The sequence below is a fragment of the Clostridium guangxiense genome (assembly GCF_021043395.1).
In the GTDB taxonomy this organism is placed as follows: Bacteria; Bacillota; Clostridia; order Clostridiales; family Clostridiaceae; genus Clostridium_S; species Clostridium_S guangxiense.
The window spans coordinates 63,480-83,596 of the sequence record NZ_JAJNKE010000012.1 but is presented as its reverse complement, the minus strand read 5'-3'; the positions used below and the strand labels follow the sequence as shown (position 1 = coordinate 83,596).

The window sequence follows — 20,117 nt, the reverse complement described above, 5'->3', positions numbered from 1 at the left end:
GAGTTATTATTTTAAATGAAACAAAATGGTATAAAAAAAAATGCTGAATTTAGAAAAGTATATAAAAAAGGAAGATCTTTTTCTAATAAATTATTAGTATTATATATGTACAAAAACAACGATAATAAAAATATAAGTAGAATTGGAATATCTGTCAGTAAAAAAGTAGGTAAAAGTGTAGTTAGAAGTAGGGTTAAGAGATTGATTAGTGAAAGTTATCGTTTGAATAGTGATAAATTTAAAATTGGTTATGATTATGTAATTATAGCTAGAGTGGCTTGCAATAATAAAACTTATAAAGATGTTAATAGTTCACTTTTGGAGTTGTTTAATAAGGCAGGCTTGATAATTAATGATGAAAAAAATTATAATTAAATTCATAGAATTTTATAGAAAATGTTCTTCTTCCCCAATGTTTAGAGGACTATCCTCAGCTTTTTTTATAAGAGGACAGCATGTTTGCAAATATTCGCCAACATGTTCTGAGTATGCTATAGAAGCTGTAGAAAAGTACGGAGCATTAAAAGGTAGCTTAATGGCTATAAAAAGAATTTTAAAATGTAATCCTTTTTCTAAAGGAGGATATGATCCCGTCAAATAATATTAGGAGGCTTTTAATTTAATGAAAATAGAGTTTTTGAACAATTTGTTTGTTCAATTTTTTAATAGCATAAATAATGTGATTTTTAGTGTTGTTCCTGATAAAAATTATTCATATGGTCTAGCAATTATTACACTTACAATATTAATAAAAATAGTGCTTATTCCATTGAATATAAAAATGATCAAATCCAATGTTGGTATGACTGAGTTGCAGCCAATAGTTAAGGAATTACAAAAGAAATATAAAAATGATCCTCAAAAGCTTCAACAAGAAACTATGAAACTTTATAAAGAAAAAAATGTAAGTCCTTTTGGTGGATGCTTGCCTATGCTTATACAATGGCCTATATTAGTAGCACTTTATTATGTATTTTATAGTTTACATATAAAGGGCATAGGTTTCTTATGGATTTCTGATTTATCTCAAAAGGCTACATTTAGTAATTGGACTACATGGATATTACCTATATTATCTGGTGCAACAACATATTTTTCTGGAATATTATTAACACCTAAAAATGCTGATGCGGCACAAGTTAAGCAGTCAACAACTATGAATATTGGTATGTCTATAATGCTTCTTTGGATGAGTTGGAATTTTAGTGCAGCTCTCGTTCTATATTGGGTTGTAAGTAACATATTTCAGTTTGCTCAAACTAAGGTAATAATGGCATTAGTTTCTAAGAAACCTGAAGAGTCTAATATAATTACTGAAAGTGGAGTGGATAAGGCTGTAGGTGTTGATTCAATTGAAAGTCCAAAGAAAAAAAGTAAGAATAAAAAACAGGATAAAAAATAGTTTTGTATGCAAGGGGGGATGTTGAATTATGAAGAGTATTGAATCTGTGGGAAAGAATATTGATGAGGCAGTTAAAAATGCTTTATTAGAGCTTAAGACAACAGAAGATAGAGTTAAAATAGAAGTATTAGATGAAGGAAGTAAAGGAATTTTAAATATAATAGGTAAGAGAGAAGCTAAAGTTAAGGTTACCTTAAAAAAAGATTATACTTCAGAAGCTAGGAAGTTCTTAAAAAACATATTTAGTGATATGGGCATGATGGTTGAAACAAGAATTAAGGAAACAGATAACTGTTTAAAAATCAATCTTTCTGGACACAATATGGGATTAATTATAGGGTATAGAGGAGAAACTCTTGATTCAATTCAATATCTTGTTAGCTTAGTTATAAATAAAGGTAATGATGGCGAATATAAAAGAGTTATAGTTGATACTGAAAATTATAGAGCAAAGAGAGAGGAAACTTTAAGAAGGTTAGCTAATAAAATTGCTCATAAAGTTAAAGTAGAAAAAAGATCTTTTGTACTTGAACCTATGAACCCCTATGAAAGAAGAATTATTCATGCTGAATTACAGAATGATAAAGATATAACTACTTATAGTGAAGGGGAAGAACCGTTCAGAAGAGTTGTAGTTGATTTGGAGAAATCTTAGAGTTTTGACAGGGAAAGCCTTTTAAGGCTTTCTTTTTAATTAAAGTGATTTTATTACAAATATAGAAGGGAGGAATAAGGGCTGATATAAAGTTTATCAATTTAAACTTTAATAAAGATAAACTTAAATTGTTAAAGTTTATTAATGGCCTTTTAAATATATGAAAGAATTTGATACTATAGCGGCAATATCCACAGCAGTAGGAAGTAGTGGTATTTCTATAATAAGAGTTTCAGGAGACAAAGCATTAAATATAGTTGATAAGATATTTATGTCTAAAAGTAATAGAAGTATAAAGGATATGAATTCTTATACAATGAGGTATGGAAGTATAGTAAGCTTGGAAGATAGAAGTATAATAGACGAAGTTATAGTTAGCTACATGAAGGGACCTAAGAGTTTTACAGCAGAGGATGTAGTTGAAATAAATTGCCATGGAGGAGCATATCCTACAAAAAGTGTATTAGAAGAGGTATTAAAGAGCGGAGCTAGAATTGCAGAACCTGGGGAATTTTCTAAAAGAGCTTTTTTAAATGGAAGAGTTGACTTAAGTCAAGCAGAAGCTATTATGGATATCATAAATTCAAAAACTGAAATAAGTATGAAATCGGCAGTTGAACAGTCTAAGGGAAAGATTTCCTCGGAAATAACTAAATTAAGAGATAATTTATTAGAAATGATAGCCCATATAGAGGCTACGGTGGATTATCCAGAAGATGACCTTGAAGAGATGACGGGGGAAAAAGTTTCAAAAGAACTAAGGGATATTTTAAGTGAAATAAATAGATTAATAGATACAGCTGATGAAGGCAAGATTTTAAGAGAAGGACTTAACACAGTAATTGTAGGTAAGCCTAATGTGGGTAAGTCATCGCTTCTTAATTTGTTGTTAAAAGAAAAAAGGGCAATAGTTACAGATATACCCGGTACTACACGTGATGTTATTGAAGAATATATAAATATTTCAGGTGTACCCATAAAAATAGTCGATACTGCAGGCATAAGAGAAACTGATGATGAAGTTGAAAAAATAGGAGTTGAAAAATCTAAAGAAAAAATAGAAGATGCAGATTTAATAATCTTTATGGTGGATTCTAGTAAAGAAATTGATTCTGAGGATATAAAAATAATTAATGAGATTAAATACAAAAAATATATTGTTTTACTAAATAAATGTGATTTAAATGAAAAAATGGATAAAAATATATTCAAAGATTTGAATAGAGAATATATTATAGAATTTTCCACTAAAACAGGTCAAGGATTAGATGCACTTAAAAACTTAATCAAAGAATTATTTTTTAAGGGAGATATAAGTTCGAAGGAACTTATAATTACAAATTCAAGACATAAAGAAGCCTTAATAAATGCAAGGGAAAGTTGCGAGGCTGCTTTAAATGCATTGAAAAATACAGATGCAATAGATTTAGCGTCTATTGACATTAGAAATGCTTGGACATATCTTGGAGAAATTACTGGAGATACTTTGGAAGAAGATTTAATAGATAAGATATTTAAAAATTTTTGTTTAGGAAAATAGGTGATAATATGGTAAAATACTTTTCTGATGAATATGATGTTATAGTAATAGGTGCCGGACATGCAGGATGCGAGGCAGGACTTGCTGCGGCAAGAATGGGATGCAAAACATTAATGTGCACTATGAATCTTGATAGTGTTGCTATGATGCCATGCAATCCGAATGTAGGAGGAACAGCTAAAGGGCATCTTGTAAGAGAACTAGATGCTCTTGGTGGTGAGATGGCAAGGAATATAGATAAGACTTTTATTCAATCAAGAATGCTTAATTTATCAAAGGGACCTGCAGTTCATTCATTAAGAGCTCAAGCTGATAAGGAAAAATATTCAATAACTATGAGACAAACAATTGAAGGGCAAGAAAATTTATATTTAAGGCAAATAGAAGTTGTGAGTATAGATATAGAAAATGGTAAGGTTAAGGGAGTACTTACTAAAAATGGCGCGTACTTTTCTACAAAGACTGTAATTCTTGCTACTGGTACTTACTTGAAGGCAAGAATTATAATTGGAGAGGTAAATTATAGCGGAGGACCAAGTGGCTTATTCCCTGCAAATGAATTATCTGATTCTTTGATTAAAGCTGGAATAAAATTAAGAAGATTTAAAACTGGAACACCAGCAAGAATAAATAAAAGAAGTGTGGATTTTTCTAAAATGTCAGAACAAAAAGGCGATGAAAGAATAACTCCATTTTCATTTATGAATGAAAAGCTTGAAAGAGATCAAATATCATGCTACTTGACATACACAAATGATAATACCCACAAAGTTATAAGAGACAATATAGATAGATCTCCTTTATATAATGGATCAATAAAAAGTGTTGGCCCTAGGTATTGCCCATCAATAGAAGATAAGGTTATGAGATTTCCAGACAAGAAGCAGCATCAGGTGTTTATAGAACCAGAAGGTGAAAATATCAATGAGTTATATGTAGGTGGAATGTCGAGTTCACTTCCAGAGGAAGTACAAATCAGAATGTTAAGAACTGTTTCAGGGCTAGAAAATGTCGAAATTCTCAAAACAGCATATGCTATAGAATATGATTCAATTGATCCTATGCAATTGAGACTTTCATTAGAATTTAAAAATGTTGATGGTTTGTTTGGAGCTGGACAATTTAATGGAAGCTCAGGATATGAGGAAGCAGCTGCACAAGGTATAATGGCAGGTATAAATGCAGCATTAAAGGTAGAAGGTAAGAAGCCTTTAATATTAAGTAGAGCTGATGCATATATAGGCGTTCTAATAGATGACTTAGTTACGAAGGGAACAAATGAACCTTATAGGATGATGACTTCAAGGGCTGAGTATAGACTTATTTTAAGACAGGATAATGCTGATTTAAGGCTTACTGAAATAGGAAGAAAAATAGGACTTGTTAAAGATGACAGGTATAATAAGTTTTTAAATAGGAAAAACCAAATAGAGAATGAAATTGAAAGATTAAAATCTATTCAGATTACAAATAAAAGGGAAGTAAATGAGTTTCTTGAAAGTTTAAGTTCTACTACCCTAAAAAAGCCAATTTCTTTATATGAATTAATTAAGAGACCAGAACTTGACTATAGAAAAGTGTTTAACTTAGATACAGAAAGAAATAAATTATCAGATGATGTTATAGATGAAATTGATATAATGGTAAAATATGAAGGATATATAGAAAAGCAGATGGAACAAGTAGAACAATTTAAAAAGTTTGAAAAAAGGTTAATACCTTCAGAAATAGACTATAATGATGTTAAAAATTTGAGAACAGAAGCTATTCAAAAGTTATCCAAAGCTAGACCGGTTAACTTAGGTCAAGCATCTAGAATTTCTGGTGTTTCTCCATCTGATATTTCTGTGCTTATGATATATGTAGAACAACTTTCAAGAAAAAGGTAAGTTTAAGCTATTATTTAAAGGAATATTGATAAGAAAAAGGAAGCTTTATTTAAATAAGTGTAAGAATCGACACTTATTTAAATAAAGCCTAAATTTAAAATATATGGAGGAAAAATATGCAATATTTTGATATAATAAAAACGGAATGTGAAAATATTGGCTTAGAAATAAATGAAGAAAAGTATAATAAATTTATTAAATATAAGGATTTAATGAAAGAATGGAATGAAAAAGTAAATCTCACTGCTATTACTGACGATAAAGAGATTATAATTAAACATTTTGTTGATTCAATAAAGGCTTTTGAGTTTAAAGGTTTAGATGCTTCTATTAAAATTATAGATGTTGGTACAGGAGCTGGACTTCCTGGTATCCCTATCAAAATTATGAATGATAAAGCAGAAGTTGTGCTTTTGGATTCACTTCAAAAAAGAATTAATTTCTTAAATGAAATTATAGATCAGCTTAAATTAGATGGAATAAAAACAATTCATGGTAGAGCAGAAGACTTTGGAGCTGATTTAAATTATAGAGAGAAATTTGATGTTGCAATCTCAAGAGCAGTAGCAAATATGGCAGTATTAGCTGAGTTTTGCATGCCATTTGTAAAAAAGAATGGATATTTTATTGCATTAAAAGGACCTGCTGTTGAAGAAGAAATAAGTGAAGCAAAGAAGGCAATTAGTGTACTTGGAGGAAAAATAGAAGATATCATTCAGGTTAGTTTTCAAGATAGTGACCTAAAGCATAATCTAGTTATAATTAAAAAGATTAAATGTACACCAAAACAATATCCTAGGCGTGCGGGAACAGTAAATAAAAAGCCAATTAAATAAAGTAGATTATACATTCAAAAATATAAGCCAGTGATAAAACTAACTATGGTGAAACCAGTATAGGTTTATGCGTCAATAATTAAAAAGCATAGACAAGGCTATGTGATATTAGTTGAATTAGTTTTACTGTATGATGCTAAACTGATTTTTTATATAAATTAGCGTTAAAGGAATGATTTTTATTATGGATAATATTGTATACATATCAACCGATAGTATATATTCAAATGCATATCAACCAAGAAAGTATTTTAACGAAAATGCATTAAATGAATTAGCACAATCAATAAAAGCTTATGGAATAATACAACCGATTACGGTTAGAAAAGCACCAGATGATAGGTATGAACTTGTTGCTGGTGAAAGAAGATTAAAGGCTGCAAGAATTATTGGATTAAGAGAAGTACCATCGATAGTTATAGATATAACAAACAAGCAATCGGCAGCAATTGCTTTGCTTGAAAATTTACAAAGAGAAGATTTAAATTACATGGAAGAGGCTGAAGCTTATTATAATCTAATTAAAGAACACGGATATACTCAAGAAAAGCTTGCAGAAGGGATAGGAAAGAAGCAGTCAACTATAGCTAATAAATTAAGATTGCTAAAATTAAGTGCAAAAGTTGTAGAACTTCTTCTAAAAAATAACTTAACTGAAAGACATGCAAGAGCATTGCTGAAACTAAATGATGAAAGTATGCAGTTAGATATAGTTAAAATCGTTATAAAAAAGGGCTTAAATGTAAAAAAGACTGAAGAATTAGTAAAAAATAAATTGGAAGAAATTCATGATAAGGAAAACAATATAGGAGAAGACGGTAAAAAGAGAATTAAGGGGGTTTTTAGTCCTAAAATTTATATTAATACTATAAAGCAAGTTTTTGATAAATACGGAATTGATGCAAAATACAGATCAAAAGAATTGGATGATAAAATAGAAGTAACAGTAGTAATATCAAAAAAAGTTTAATTGCATCTGTTTTGTTTAAGATGTTTCACGTGAAACATTACCAGAGTGCAAAGCTATACCAGAGATATTTAAAAAGTCAATATTATGGGGCTTTACAATTATATTATGATATTTATAAGGCTAGATTTTAAGGGAATGCTGATAAAGATTTATGTCGTTAATGAAATTTGGCATATAATATTAACATTTTTGGGTAAAGTCTTTAATAAAGTACGTTTAAATTGAAGAGGGATAAGTATGCCCTCTTCAATTTTATTATATATATAAAATTAATATTTTTATAAAAGGATATGTTTTAAAAGAATAATAAAAAAATGATTTTTTTTATTTAGGAAATAAAATGTATTTATTAAATATGCTTTAAATATTATAATATATATATAATGCAACATAAAATAAAATGGTGGTGATAAAATTGAAAGTAATAAGTATTTTTAATCAAAAAGGTGGAGTTGGCAAAACAACTACTAATATTAATTTATGTACATATTTAGCAATGAAAGGATACAAGGTTCTAACAATAGATATAGATCCTCAGGGTAACACTACAAGTGGACTTGGAATCGATAAAAATCTTTTGGAGAAATCTGTGTATGATGTTTTAATTAATGACACATCTATTGAAGATGTAGTACAGGAGTGTCAACTTATAAAAAATCTTTATATAGCACCATCTACTATAGAACTTGCGGGTTCGGAAGTAGAATTGATTCAATTTCAAGGAAGAGAAAAAATTTTAAAAGAAAAGATAAAAGAAATAGAAAAAGAGTACGATTATATATTTATTGATTGTCCACCATCATTAGGTATTATAACTGTGAATGCATTAACAGCATCTCAAAGTGTTTTAATTCCAATTCAAGCTGAATTCTATGCTTTAGAAGGAGTAGGACAACTTGTTAATACGGTACAACTTGTTAAAAGATCACTAAACAGTTCACTAGAAATAGAAGGTATAATTTTAACTATGTATGATAATAGAACAAAATTATCCAATGAAGTTGCTAATGAAGTTAAAAAATATTTTAGCGATAGATTATATAGTACAACGATACCTAGAAATATTAGGTTAGCGGAATCCCCAAGTTATGGACTACCAATAGTTCTTTACGATGACAAATGTAAAGGAGCTGAGTGCTATTATAATTTAACAGAAGAATTCCTAAAAAGGCAAAAAGGAAGTGAAAAAGTTGAATAAGAAAAGTGGATTAGGAAGAGGCTTAGGTGCTTTAATACAAGATAATAACCTTATCAAGGAAGAAAACCAATCTATTAATAAAATAGAATTAAATTTAATAAAACCTAATAAAGAGCAGCCAAGAGAATATTTTGATGAAAAAAAAATATCTCAATTGGCCGAATCAATAAAAGAGCATGGTATAATACAGCCACTCGTTTTAAAAAAGGAGGGAGATATATATACAATTGTAGCTGGTGAAAGAAGATGGAGAGCAGCTAAAAGTATAGGATTAACTGAAATTCCAGCAGTCATTATAGATGCCACTAAAAAGGATTTGCTTGAAATATCGCTAATTGAAAATATTCAAAGAGAAGATTTAAATCCGATAGAAGAAGCAAAGGCTTATAAAAAACTTTTGGATGATTTTAATTTAACACAGGAAGAGTTAGGTAAGAGAGTTGGTAAATCGAGAGTAGCTATTACTAATTGTATGAGACTTTTAAATTTAGATACGAGAGTTCAGGATTACTTAATTGATGAAGTTATATCTGAGGGACATGGAAGAGCACTTCTTTCTGTCGAGGATAAAAATGTACAATATAAGTTAGCACAAGCAATTATAGATGAAGATTTAAGTGTTAGAGATACAGAAAATTTAATAAAAGATTATTATAAAAAACCAAAACAGGATAATAAGAAAAAAACAGAAGAAAACAATAATCCATATGTTTCTGACATTAAATCTAAATTGGAAAGCTACTTTGGAACTAAAGTATTATTGAAAAACGGAAAAAACAAAGGTAAAATAGAGATTGAATATTATTCCAATGAAGATTTACAAAGAATAATAGATATATTAAAAATTTAGTAGATGTTTCACGTGAAACAATTAGGTATTGAAAGAGAGGACGAATTTAAATGCAGGATTTTTTACAAATATTTAGTGGTATTAGTGAATATATAACTATGGCGCTAGTGATTATAGTTATCATGTTGCTTATATTGGTGATTTTATGTATGCATTCTTCGACAAAACTACAAAGAAAATATAAAAAGCTTATGCGTGGAGTTGAAGGTGAAAATTTAGAAAAGATTATAACAACTTATATGAACAAGATAGATAAGGTTGAGGAAGAATCGAAAGAAGTTAGAAATATATATAATAATATAGATGGAAGAGTAAAAAAATCAATACAAAATGTAGGCATAGTTAGATACAAGGCTTTTGATAACGTAGGAAGTGACTTGAGTTTTTCATTGGCACTTTTGGATGATAATTATGATGGCGTAATTATAACTAGTATATATGGTAGAGATGAAAGCTTTACATATGCCAAGCCGATAAATAAAGGCTTGTCTAGATATGATCTATCTGAAGAGGAAAAGGAAGTTTTAAAACAAGTAAGTTCTAAGGTAAATGGATAAAAAAATACATGTTAAAATAGAGGAAGCTTTAGTACCTCTATTTTTTATAAAGTTTTTTAGTAAGGAAGCATAGTTAAACTTCAAAAATATCATTAATATCTAGTGGTTTTGTAATGTTTAAATTTACAGTTCCCATTGTTTTTATTATTGAATGATATAAACCTTTTGAAATTGTATCGGCGATTTTCATAACAGTAAACAAACGTGTATTTTGTAAAACCATAAATTCAAGAGCTCCGGATACATTAACTATACCAGTTATACTTAAATCACCAACGGGTGGAAGCTTTTTATTCATAGCTGATCCAGGAAAAATAGGTTTACTTTCTATAATTATGCTTCCAACGTTTTGAATACTGCCAAGTGATGCGTCAATAGCTATTATATAAGGGTTAGAATAAGAACCTTTGATCTTTTTTAATGCTTTACATATATTTTTAGCATGAATTGGATTCTCTAAATTTCCCAGAAGTATAATTTTATTTCTTAAAAGAAATTTTAATTTATCTCCAACCAGAGGACCTAAACTATCTCCAGTTGATCTATCAGTGCCTATACATAAAATTATTAAGTCTCTATTATTTTTTATTATATTAATTATTTCTTTGCTTAAGCAATCTCTTATTTGGAAAATTGAATTAGAATCCTCACAATTAAAGATAGTTTTTTCAATCATATAAAAAACCTCCTTATGTTATAAGGATTGCCATAATTTAGGATTTTATACATAAGTGATAATTTATAATTTAATTCAATGAATCATTTCCAGTATACGGTATAAATACAGTTAATGTTACACTTAAAATAAAATTAATTGATGTATAAGAATTTATGGGGATGAAAAGTTACTATATATGTATTATCTGAAATGCTAAAAATCCAAATATCAAGATTATATAAATAATGTTTTTTAATTCACAATTCACAAAAATATTATTGCAATATACTTAAAAAAAATATTATAATCATACTTGAAATATATTATTTAGGAGGATTTTTATTTGATTAATATAGGCACATTTTTGAGACTTAAATTCGATGTAGAAAGTGGAATATTGAATATAAATGGTATATCATTAAATATATATAATGGAATATATATTTCTATAAAAATTATATTCATAATTATAATAATGTATATAGCAATAAAAATAACCAATAAAATTGTAGATAAGACAATAAAGAAACAAGAACAATTTAGGTTTTCATTGGATAAAAAAAGATCTAAAACATTAGGAGCAATATTAAAAAGTCTTGTGAAATATGCTATATATTTCTTTGGCATAGTAGGTATATTAACACAATTTTTTGGATCTAAGCTTTTAAGTACAATAAGTCTTGGAATTGCTAGTGTTGGTGGTGTCGCTATAGGTTTTGGAGCTCAAAGTTTAATCAAAGATATAATTAATGGATTTTTTATTTTGCTAGAAGATCAATATGTTGTTGGAGATTATGTTACAATAGATGATGCTTCTGGAATAGTTGAAAGTATAGAACTTAGAATAACGAAAATAAGAAATTTTAACGGGGATTTACATATAATTCCAAACAGCAAAATATCAAGTATTACAAATCATTCAAAAGGACCTAAAGCAATAACAGTAAATGTTGGAATTGCATACGAGGAGAGCATAGATAAGGCAATAAGTATAATTAATAGCGTTTGTGATAAGTTTTCAGAGAAAAATGAGGACATAGTGGAAAAGCCTAAGGTTAATGGGGTAACGGAACTTGCAGCCAGTGGAATTAATATTAAAGTAGTTGGAAAAGTGAAAAATATGAAGCAGTGGCAAAATGAAAATGAACTTAGGAAACTTATAAAAGAAGGATTAGATTATGCTAAAATAGAAATACCATATAATAAGGTTCAAGTTATAAGGGGTGATAAAGTTGAATAAAGAATTTGATTTGGGAGATATAGTTGAAATGAAAAAGCAGCATCCATGTGGAACTAATAAATGGGAAGTAATAAGGACAGGTGCTGATGTGAAAATAAAGTGTGTAAATTGCGGAAGAATTATTATGCTCCCGAGAGCTAAATTTGTAAAGGGATTAAAAAATATATTAGAAAAAAAAGAAAAAAACATTTGATTTTATTTACATTATTATATATAATAATATAATGTGAGTCCCTGCTGTGGAGTTTTTATATCACAGCCGTTAGACCATAGGGAGGAGGTGAAATAATGAATAAGTATGAAACTTTATTTATACTTAATCCATCGTTAGAAGAAGAAGCTCTTAATGCTAATGTAGAAAAATTTAAGGCTATAGTTGAAAATGGTGGTGGAGAAGTAGAAAACGTAGATTTATGGGGCAAGAGAAAACTTGCTTATGAAATAAATAAATTGAACGAAGGTTTTTACGTTTTAATGAATTTTAAATCAGATGCACAATTACCTAAAGAATTAGACAGAGTATTTAGAATTACTGATAGCATTATAAGACACTTAATAATTAACACAGAAAAATAATATTAAGGGTGGTTTTGTATGAACAAGGTTGTCTTAATAGGTAGATTAACTAAAGATCCAGAATTAAGATTTACTCCCGGTAATGGAACTGCTGTTGCTTCATTTACTTTAGCAGTAGATAGACGCTTTAAAAAAGAAGGTCAGCAAGAAGCTGATTTTATTCCTATAGTAGTATGGGGAAAACAAGCAGAATCTACAGCTAACTATATGAGTAAAGGTAAACTTATGGGAGTAAGTGGGAGAATACAAACGAGATCTTACGATGCTAAGGATGGTACTAAAAGATATGTAACTGAAATTGTTGCAGATGAGGTACAATTCTTAGAATGGGGTAACTCAGGTAATTCTAATCAAGCTAATTTAGCATCGCAATTTAGTGAAGGAAATGGAAGTAGTCCAGCTCAATTCCCGGATGACAATATAACGCCAATTGATGATGGAGATATTCCTTTCTAAATTTAAATTCTTAAGGTAAGGAGGAAAGAAAATGGGTAGAGATAACGGAAATAAAGAAAGAGATGGCAGAAGACCTGGTGGAAAGAACAGAAGAATGAAGAAAAAGATTTGTGCTTTCTGCATGGAAAAATCTGAATCTATAGATTATAAAGATATAAATAAATTAAGAAAATATGTTACAGAGCGTGGTAAGATTCTTCCAAGAAGAATTTCTGGAAATTGCGCAAAGCATCAAAGAGAATTAACAATAGCAATTAAAAGAGCAAGAAACATAGCTTTATTACCATTTACAACAGAATAATTAATTATTTGTAACATAGAATAGACTATCTTAAATTGTAATTGAGATAGTCTATTTTTTATTAAAAAATAGACTATCTTGGAGTTATTTTACCAGGCATGTATAAGGTTACTTATAGTGAATAAATTTGTAGTTTGCTTATATTGTTGATTTATATTATGTCAATGTGTTAAAATAAAAGGCAGTAGTTGAAAACAAATTATATTAAATTAGGTGGGATATTGATGAAAAAGATTTCTTCATTCATTGTAGTGATCATGTTATGTATTTCTATTGTGGGATGTAGTTCAAGCGGAACTAAGAACAGCAGCACAAAGGGGACAAGAGTTTCCACTGAAGATCCGGATATTGCTAGCGTTGTCGACGGTAAGGTAAAGGCTATTAATAATAATAAATTTGATGATTATATGGATTATTATGACAATAAGTCATCTATATATGACAAAGTAAAAAGTGACAAAAAGATATATTTCTCTGATCAATATGATATGAGCACAAGTGTAGTTAAATCTACGGTACTAAATAGAACAAAGGATAAAGCGCAAGTTCAAGTTGAAGAAACTAACAAGGTTAAGGAAAACTCTAAGAAAGAAAAAGGACCAGGATTTTTAAATAATAGGATTCTTTATGTTGATTATCTGAAAAAAATTGATGGAAAGTGGAAAATAACAGATGAAGCCTTATTAAAAACTGAATATACTGACAAGATATTTGATGTTTTATATAAGAATATAAAAGCTGCTAACGACAAAAAAATAGATGATTATATGAGCACATTTGATTCAAACGATGAAGATTCCTATGATAAAATCAAAAATGATATGTTAACTTCTTTTAATAAGTATGATGTAAAATACACATTATTAGAAGCAACAAGGTCTACAAAGAAGAAAAGTACAGATCCAAATAAGGATACAGTAATATATTTTGAAGAAACATGTATAGATACAAAGCATTCAGATTATAATAATTCCAAGATTGTAGGATACTATCATCTTAGACTTGTAAATGGTGAATGGAAAATATTTAATATAGAAACAACGAAGACTGTTAAAGTAGATGCTCAAGGAAATGAAGTAAAAGGTAAATAGTAAACTCCCTCTTGCAATAGATTGTGAGAGGGATATTTATTATTTATGAGTGTAAAGGTATAGAGAAACTTAATCTATTTATGTTTGAAGATTTCAATTTTCAAGGGCTTATGAAGCATACAGGGATATTAGTTGAACTGGTTTTACTATATGTTGCATAAATATTTAAAAATAACTAAAATATAGTTATGGACTTTGGGGGGATGTAGATGAAAAAAGAAGAATTTAAAATAATGTCTGATATAAAAATAATAGAAAGCTTAAAAGCAGATTTATTATGTGTTGTAGGAGATTTGTTTAAAATTTTAACTAAAGGTGCAAATGCTGCTCAAGATGCAATTTTAGATTGTATTTCTGGAGCAATAATAATATTATATATATTAGGAAATAGACTTGGGTATTCACATATAGAAATAGATGAAAATATGAAAAAAAAATTAAAATTGGGTATAATTGAAGAAGACAATATAGAGAAGGATGGAAAGGATTTGACAAAGTTATATAATCATTTAAAAGAAAGAAATTAGGTAATTTTGGAGGAAAAATGCAAGAAAAAAATTTAAATATAAAGAACTTCATGCAGGTAGGAATCTGTGCAGTTGCATTGGCAATATTTATTTATTTAAGTACGTATGTACCTTTAAATTTATTAATTAATTTTATTTTGCCACTGCCAGCAGTTTATGTGTATGTAAAATATGACCTTAAATATTTTTGTGCTATTCTTTTGGCTGCTTTCATAGTTAGTATTGTAAGTATTGATATGGCTAGTGCAGTATCAATTTTTATCATGGTAGCAATTATTAGTACTATTTTAGGATATTGTATAAAAAATAAGATTAAAACTGGTATTACGATTGCTATTATAACTGGAATTTGTATTGTATTTGCAATAGTTTATTTTACAATATTAATTAAAGTTTTTACTGGCATGGATTATTCAACGTTATTAGGAAATGTTTCTAAGATGTTTCAAGGTACGATTAACGATGTGAAAAATATCTACCTTAATAATGGCATGACTCAAAGTCAAATAAATACGATCATAGATCCTTTGAGTGAGGCATTTAGCAAAGAATCTTTAAAAAGTTTAATTCCATCACTAGTTATCATTAACTCAGTTTTGTATTCATATATAGAATGTGCTATTGCTATATATTTTTTAAAAAGAATGAAATTAGAGGTTCCTAGTATGATACAATTTACCAAGATACATATGCATAATTTAGGAGTTGCATTTGGAATTATTGGTATTTGCATTGGAATCATAATGGATAGTTTTAATATTTGGCCTGGAGGAATGATATACACTACAGTAATGATTATTGGCGAAGGGGCACTACTAATATGCGGTATTTCATTAGTAGTAAATATTTTAAAAGATAAATTTCATATTAATAGTGCATTAATGTTTTTAATAATTATAATAACTTTAATATTTCCAGCAACAGCATATGGATATGTGTTTTTAGGGTTATTAGATGCTTTTGTTGATTTTAGAAAGGCTGCAACTAAAGGCATTAATAAGAAATAACGGGTGGTTAATATGGATAATAAGTACAAAGATTTTTATAACAGCAATAAAATTTATATGGTTATAACTTCAATACTTATAGTATGTTTGATTTTTTATAGACATTATCTAATTGGATCTATTTCTCTAATTATATTTTTAATTCTTCTTGCTTATAACATAAAGAATTTACGATTAAAAAAAGATGAGTGGAGAAAATTTATAGAAAGTTTTTCTTCTAATTTGGATAGTGCAACAAGAAGTACTCTTATTAAACTTCCATTTCCACTTATTATTATTAGTGAAAGTGGAAATATACTATGGCACAACCAAAGCATATCAGATATAGCTGGAGGGAATATTTTAGGAAGTAATATATCTCAAATCATAAAAGAAGATATTGTATCAAAAATTTTAAATAAAAAAGTTGAAAGTTATGAATATATAAAACTTAATGATAAATATTATAATATTCACACTAGCTTAATAAGTACTTATGAAAATAAAAATGAAAATATTATTCTTATATACTTCTATGATGTTACGGATAAACATAAGCTTAAAGAAGAAATTGAAAGTTTAAAGTGGTCTGTATTCTTGTTAGAAGTTGATAATCTTGATGAAGTTGTAAAAAGTACACCAGAAGATAAAAAACCTTTATTAATAGCTCAGATTGAAAGATATATAAATAGCTATGCCCAAAGTTTAAATGCGATGTTTAAAAAGTATGCAACAGGAAAGTATGTGCTTGTAGTTCAAAATGAAAAATTGAGTGATGAAGCTAAAAGGAAGTTTGAAATTCTCGATGAAATAAGAGAAATAGATATGGGGAATACTCTTGCGGTAACTTTAAGCATAGGAATTGGAAGTGGAGGAGATACTCCAATTGACAATTATAAATATGCATCTATGGCCAAGGAACTTGCATTAGGACGCGGTGGAGACCAAATTGTAATTAAAAACAGAGAACAGTTATCATTTTATGGAGGAAAAACAAAAGAAGTTGAAAAGAGAACTAAGGTACGTGCTAGGGTTATAGGACAGTCACTTGTAGATCTTGTTAGGGAAAGTAGTAATGTTTTGGTAATGGGGCATGTAAATCCAGATATAGATTGTATAGGTGGAGGAATAGGTCTATATAGCGTTTTACGAAGCATAAATGATAAATGTCATATTGTACTTGATAATGCGAATAGAAGTGTAACGTACATTGTAGAAAAGTTGAAGGCTTATGAGGAATATAACAATGCATTTATAAGAAGTGAAGCTGCATTAGAGCTTATAGACGAAAAGAGTCTTTTAATATTGGATGATGTAAATAGTAGAAGTTATGTATTAAATGAAAAGCTTCTTGATAAAGCCGGAAAGGTTGTTATAATTGATCATCACAGAAGATCCGCAAATTATATTGAAAATGCTATTTTAAGTTATGTTGAGCCGTATGCATCTTCTACCTCCGAACTTGTAACAGAAATGATTCAGTATATGGATGAAAATTATAGTATAAAACCTGTTGAAGCAGAAGCACTTCTTGCAGGAATTTGCGTAGATACAAAGAATTTTTATTTTAAGACGGGTGTAAGAACATTTGAAGCAGCGGCTTATTTAAGAAAAAATGGAGCTGATACAATAGATGTAAAAAAACTTTTTTCAAGTGATCTTGAAAGCTATATAAAGAAGTCACAAATAATACAGTCTGCAAAGATAGTACATGAAAAGATTGCAATTGCAATATGTCCTAAGGATATACAGGATAATATATTAGCAGCGCAAGCAGCAGATGAGCTTCTAAATATAACTGGAATTCAAGCATCTTTTGTACTTGTTAAGATAAAAAGCGAAACATTAATAAGTGGCAGATCTTTTGGAGATGTAAATGTTCAGTTAATACTAGAAGCACTTGGAGGAGGAGGCCATATTACTATGGCTGGTGCGAAGATAAAATCATCTTCTATAGAGGATGTTCTTATAGATTTAAATGAAGCAATAGATAAATACTTAAGGGAAGGTGAATAAAATGAAAGTAATATTATTAAAGGATATAAAAGGATCAGGAAAAAAAGGGGATGTAATAGAAGCATCTGATGGTTATGCAAGAAATTTCTTGCTACCCAAAAACTTAGCTAAAGAAGCTAATGCAACTAATGTTCATACACTTAATTTGCAAAAAGAAGCTGAAAGAAGAAAGAAAGTAGCAGAAACAGAAGCAGCACAAAAGTTAGCAGATGAACTTAAAGGAAAAGTAGTTAAAATTTCAGCTAAGGCTGGCAATAATGGAAGACTTTTTGGAGCTATAACAAGCAAGGATATAGCAGTGCAAATAAAAAGTCAATTTAAAGTGGATATAGATAAAAAGAAAATTAATACTGAAACAATAAGGCAGCTTGGAAATTACGAAATAGAACTTAAGTTATATCCCGAAATTTCTACAAAAATAGTTGTTTCTATTTCAGAAACTAAGTAGAGGGGAGCTAACCAGTGAAATTACAAGAAGAGTTAAAGAATATTAAAAAGGATGACATTAAGTCTATCCCATTGGAAGTTCAGATTGATGTGATATATGATACAATAAAAAATATTATTGACGAAAATATTATAAAATCTAGAATTATAAAATATAAGTTAAATAAGCATATAAATTCTAAAGATATAAATAAGAAAATATATGCTTTAAATAAAATAATAAGTGATAATAATGGAATAAAATTAGTGCCATCAACAGATGAAGAATTATATAAAGCTTTTGAGGATACAACAAAATGGCTTGTAGAAAGTGTAGCTAAAAGGTATGTTCAAAATAACATAGAAAGTCAGGTTGAAAGTGCACTTATAGAGAGACAAGATAAGTATCTTGATGAAGTTAGACTTGGAATAATAAGAAAGAAAAAAGGACCTGAAAATAAGAAAACTTTAAAAAGATATGATGATATAAAAGAACTTGAAAATATTAAATTATCTAAAAGTATACAGGCAATGTTAAGACCACAAACTTTTTCGGAAATAATAGGACAAGAAAGAGCTATAAAGTCACTTATATCAAAATTAGCATCACCATATCCACAGCATATTATACTTTATGGTCCTCCAGGAGTTGGAAAAACAACAGCAGCAAGAATAGCGCTTGAAGAAGTAAAAAAGCTCAAATATACGCCATTTAAAGAAACAGCTAAATTTGTTGAGGTTGACGGTGCCACCCTAAGATGGGATCCTAGAGAAATAACAAATCCTCTTTTAGGTTCAGTTCACGACCCAATATACCAGGGAAGCAAAAGGGATTTAGCTGAAACAGGAATTCCAGAACCGAAGCTTGGACTTGTTACAGAGGCGCATGGTGGAATATTGTTTATAGATGAAATTGGAGAATTAGATGTTATGCTCCAGAATAAACTTCTAAAAGTTCTTGAAGATAAAAAGGTGGAATTTTCATCTTCTTATTATGATCCAGATGATGAGAACGTGCCTAAGTATATAAAATATTTATTTGAAAATGGAGCACCAGCAGATTTTGTTTTAATAGGTGCTACTACAAGAGAACCATCAGAAATTAATCCAGCACTTAGATCAAGATGTACAGAAGTTTACTTTGAACCTCTTTCAGCAAGTGACATTAAAAAGATAATAATAGAGGCTTCGGATAAACTTAACGTAAAACTTGAAGATGGAGTTGCAGAGCTTATAAGCAGATATACTATCCAAGGAAGAAGAGCAATAAATATACTTGCAGATACTTATGGATATGTGCTTTACAGCAAAAAATCTTTACCAACAGATAATATTGAAATTAAAGTTGAAGATGTGGAAACAATAATAGGTATAGGCAGATTAATTCCATATGATGAAGAAAAATCCAAAGAGGATTATGAAGTTGGTCATGTGTATGGACTTGGAGTTAGCGGATTCTTAGGATCTACTATAGAAATAGAAGCAGCTGCATTTAAAGCAAGAGAAAAGGGAAAAGGCAGCATAAGGTTCAACGAAACAGCAGGAAGTATGGCAAAAGATTCTGTTTTCAATGCTGCATCTGTTATAAGAAAAATGACGGATAAAGATATAAAGGATTATGACATACATGTAAATGTGGTTGGCGGAGGGAAGATAGATGGACCGTCTGCAGGAGCTGCTATTACAATATGTATAATCAGTGCACTTTTAAATAAACCAGTAAGACAGGATGTGGCAATGACTGGTGAAATATCTTTAATAGGAAAAATAAAGCCTGTTGGTGGAGTATTTGAAAAAATTTACGGGGCAAGAAGAAAAGGAATAAAGCTTGTTACGGTGCCAAAGGATAATTTTAAAGATGCACCAAAAGACCTTTCAGACATAGAAGTAAAAAGTGTTTCAACTATAGAAGAGCTTATGAATATAGTTTATAAAAAATAGGA

At 29.0% G+C, this 20,117-nt stretch carries 22 protein-coding genes and 1 pseudogene; 22 read left to right on the top strand and 1 reads right to left on the bottom strand.

From position 1 onward, the window contains the following. Positions 1 to 15: 15 nt before the first annotated feature. The 11 genes from rnpA (at position 16) to LQK79_RS09370 (ending at position 9,897) form a co-directional block, all read left to right on the top strand. Positions 16 to 375 (top strand): ribonuclease P protein component, encoded by a 360-nt coding sequence (rnpA, locus tag LQK79_RS09420; RefSeq protein ID WP_231016346.1) that lies wholly within the window; start codon positions 16 to 18, stop codon positions 373 to 375. Beyond that, positions 353 to 601 carry a membrane protein insertion efficiency factor YidD gene (gene yidD / locus LQK79_RS09415; protein WP_231016345.1) on the top strand — a complete coding sequence of 83 codons (249 nt, stop codon included), beginning with the start codon at positions 353 to 355 and terminating at the stop codon, positions 599 to 601. The genes rnpA and yidD overlap by 23 nt, the downstream gene beginning before the upstream one ends. A 21-nt stretch (positions 602 to 622) precedes the next feature. Continuing rightward, a complete protein-coding gene (gene yidC, locus LQK79_RS09410; protein ID WP_053242844.1) occupies positions 623 to 1,402 on the top strand; it encodes a membrane protein insertase YidC in 780 nt (259 codons plus the stop codon). Positions 1,403 to 1,430: 28 nt separating this feature from the next. Continuing rightward, positions 1,431 to 2,057, top strand: a complete 627-nt coding sequence (jag, locus tag LQK79_RS09405; protein WP_053242843.1) for an RNA-binding cell elongation regulator Jag/EloR — start codon at positions 1,431 to 1,433, stop codon at positions 2,055 to 2,057. A gap of 160 nt (positions 2,058 to 2,217) precedes the next feature. Continuing rightward, entirely contained in the window at positions 2,218 to 3,597 is a 1,380-nt protein-coding gene (gene mnmE, locus LQK79_RS09400; RefSeq protein WP_053242842.1) for a tRNA uridine-5-carboxymethylaminomethyl(34) synthesis GTPase MnmE, read from the top strand. A gap of 8 nt (positions 3,598 to 3,605) precedes the next feature. Further along, positions 3,606 to 5,486: a tRNA uridine-5-carboxymethylaminomethyl(34) synthesis enzyme MnmG gene (gene mnmG / locus LQK79_RS09395; RefSeq protein ID WP_231016352.1), complete on the top strand. Its 1,881-nt coding sequence runs from the start codon at positions 3,606 to 3,608 to the stop codon at positions 5,484 to 5,486. Positions 5,487 to 5,602: 116 nt separating this feature from the next. Further along, the gene (gene rsmG / locus LQK79_RS09390; RefSeq protein WP_231016343.1) at positions 5,603 to 6,322 is read left to right on the top strand and encodes a 16S rRNA (guanine(527)-N(7))-methyltransferase RsmG; all 720 of its coding nucleotides are present in this window, start codon (positions 5,603 to 5,605) and stop codon (positions 6,320 to 6,322) included. 181 nt (positions 6,323 to 6,503) lie between these two features. Further along, the gene (locus LQK79_RS09385; RefSeq protein ID WP_198150094.1) at positions 6,504 to 7,292 is read left to right on the top strand and encodes a ParB/RepB/Spo0J family partition protein; all 789 of its coding nucleotides are present in this window, start codon (positions 6,504 to 6,506) and stop codon (positions 7,290 to 7,292) included. A gap of 415 nt (positions 7,293 to 7,707) precedes the next feature. Then, entirely contained in the window at positions 7,708 to 8,490 is a 783-nt protein-coding gene (locus LQK79_RS09380; protein ID WP_331000657.1) for a ParA family protein, read from the top strand. Further along, positions 8,483 to 9,340: a ParB/RepB/Spo0J family partition protein gene (locus LQK79_RS09375; protein ID WP_231016341.1), complete on the top strand. Its 858-nt coding sequence runs from the start codon at positions 8,483 to 8,485 to the stop codon at positions 9,338 to 9,340. Before LQK79_RS09380 ends, LQK79_RS09375 begins: the two co-directional genes overlap by 8 nt. Before the next feature lie 50 nt (positions 9,341 to 9,390). Next, positions 9,391 to 9,897 (top strand): DUF4446 family protein, encoded by a 507-nt coding sequence (locus LQK79_RS09370; protein ID WP_231016340.1) that lies wholly within the window; start codon positions 9,391 to 9,393, stop codon positions 9,895 to 9,897. A gap of 73 nt (positions 9,898 to 9,970) precedes the next feature. On the opposite strand, the gene yyaC is transcribed toward LQK79_RS09370, so the two are convergent. Continuing rightward, on the bottom strand, positions 9,971 to 10,573 hold the full coding sequence (yyaC, locus tag LQK79_RS09365) for a spore protease YyaC (RefSeq protein ID WP_231016338.1): 603 nt from the start codon (positions 10,571 to 10,573) through the stop codon (positions 9,971 to 9,973). Positions 10,574 to 10,898: 325 nt separating this feature from the next. Here yyaC and LQK79_RS09360 point away from each other — a divergent pair, with 325 nt between their 5' ends. From LQK79_RS09360 to lonC, 11 genes and pseudogenes are all read left to right on the top strand, one after another. Continuing rightward, positions 10,899 to 11,795, top strand: coding sequence for a mechanosensitive ion channel family protein (locus tag LQK79_RS09360; protein WP_231016337.1), 897 nt, complete (start codon positions 10,899 to 10,901; stop codon positions 11,793 to 11,795). After that, positions 11,788 to 11,988, top strand: coding sequence for a DUF951 domain-containing protein (locus tag LQK79_RS09355; RefSeq protein ID WP_231016335.1), 201 nt, complete (start codon positions 11,788 to 11,790; stop codon positions 11,986 to 11,988). Before LQK79_RS09360 ends, LQK79_RS09355 begins: the two co-directional genes overlap by 8 nt. Positions 11,989 to 12,083: 95 nt before the next feature. Then, complete coding sequence (gene rpsF / locus LQK79_RS09350) at positions 12,084 to 12,371, top strand: 30S ribosomal protein S6 (RefSeq protein WP_231016334.1); 288 nt, start codon at positions 12,084 to 12,086, stop codon at positions 12,369 to 12,371. Positions 12,372 to 12,389: 18 nt separating this feature from the next. Continuing rightward, positions 12,390 to 12,711, top strand: a pseudogene (locus tag LQK79_RS09345) (single-stranded DNA-binding protein); the annotation flags it as partial. 147 nt (positions 12,712 to 12,858) lie between these two features. Continuing rightward, complete coding sequence (gene rpsR / locus LQK79_RS09340; protein WP_231016332.1) at positions 12,859 to 13,128, top strand: 30S ribosomal protein S18; 270 nt, start codon at positions 12,859 to 12,861, stop codon at positions 13,126 to 13,128. 224 nt (positions 13,129 to 13,352) lie between these two features. Continuing rightward, a complete protein-coding gene (locus LQK79_RS09335; protein WP_231016331.1) occupies positions 13,353 to 14,219 on the top strand; it encodes a hypothetical protein in 867 nt (288 codons plus the stop codon). A 209-nt stretch (positions 14,220 to 14,428) separates the two neighbouring features. After that, positions 14,429 to 14,746, top strand: a complete 318-nt coding sequence (locus LQK79_RS09330; protein ID WP_231016330.1) for a MazG-like family protein — start codon at positions 14,429 to 14,431, stop codon at positions 14,744 to 14,746. Between the two features lie 17 nt (positions 14,747 to 14,763). Beyond that, entirely contained in the window at positions 14,764 to 15,753 is a 990-nt protein-coding gene (locus LQK79_RS09325) for a DUF2232 domain-containing protein (RefSeq protein WP_231016329.1), read from the top strand. Between the two features lie 12 nt (positions 15,754 to 15,765). After that, entirely contained in the window at positions 15,766 to 17,748 is a 1,983-nt protein-coding gene (locus LQK79_RS09320; protein WP_231016328.1) for a DHH family phosphoesterase, read from the top strand. A gap of 1 nt (position 17,749) precedes the next feature. Then, a complete protein-coding gene (gene rplI / locus LQK79_RS09315; protein WP_231016327.1) occupies positions 17,750 to 18,196 on the top strand; it encodes a 50S ribosomal protein L9 in 447 nt (148 codons plus the stop codon). A gap of 14 nt (positions 18,197 to 18,210) precedes the next feature. Beyond that, positions 18,211 to 20,115 (top strand): Lon family ATP-dependent protease, encoded by a 1,905-nt coding sequence (gene lonC / locus LQK79_RS09310; RefSeq protein WP_231016326.1) that lies wholly within the window; start codon positions 18,211 to 18,213, stop codon positions 20,113 to 20,115. The last annotated feature ends 2 nt before the right edge of the window (positions 20,116 to 20,117 follow it).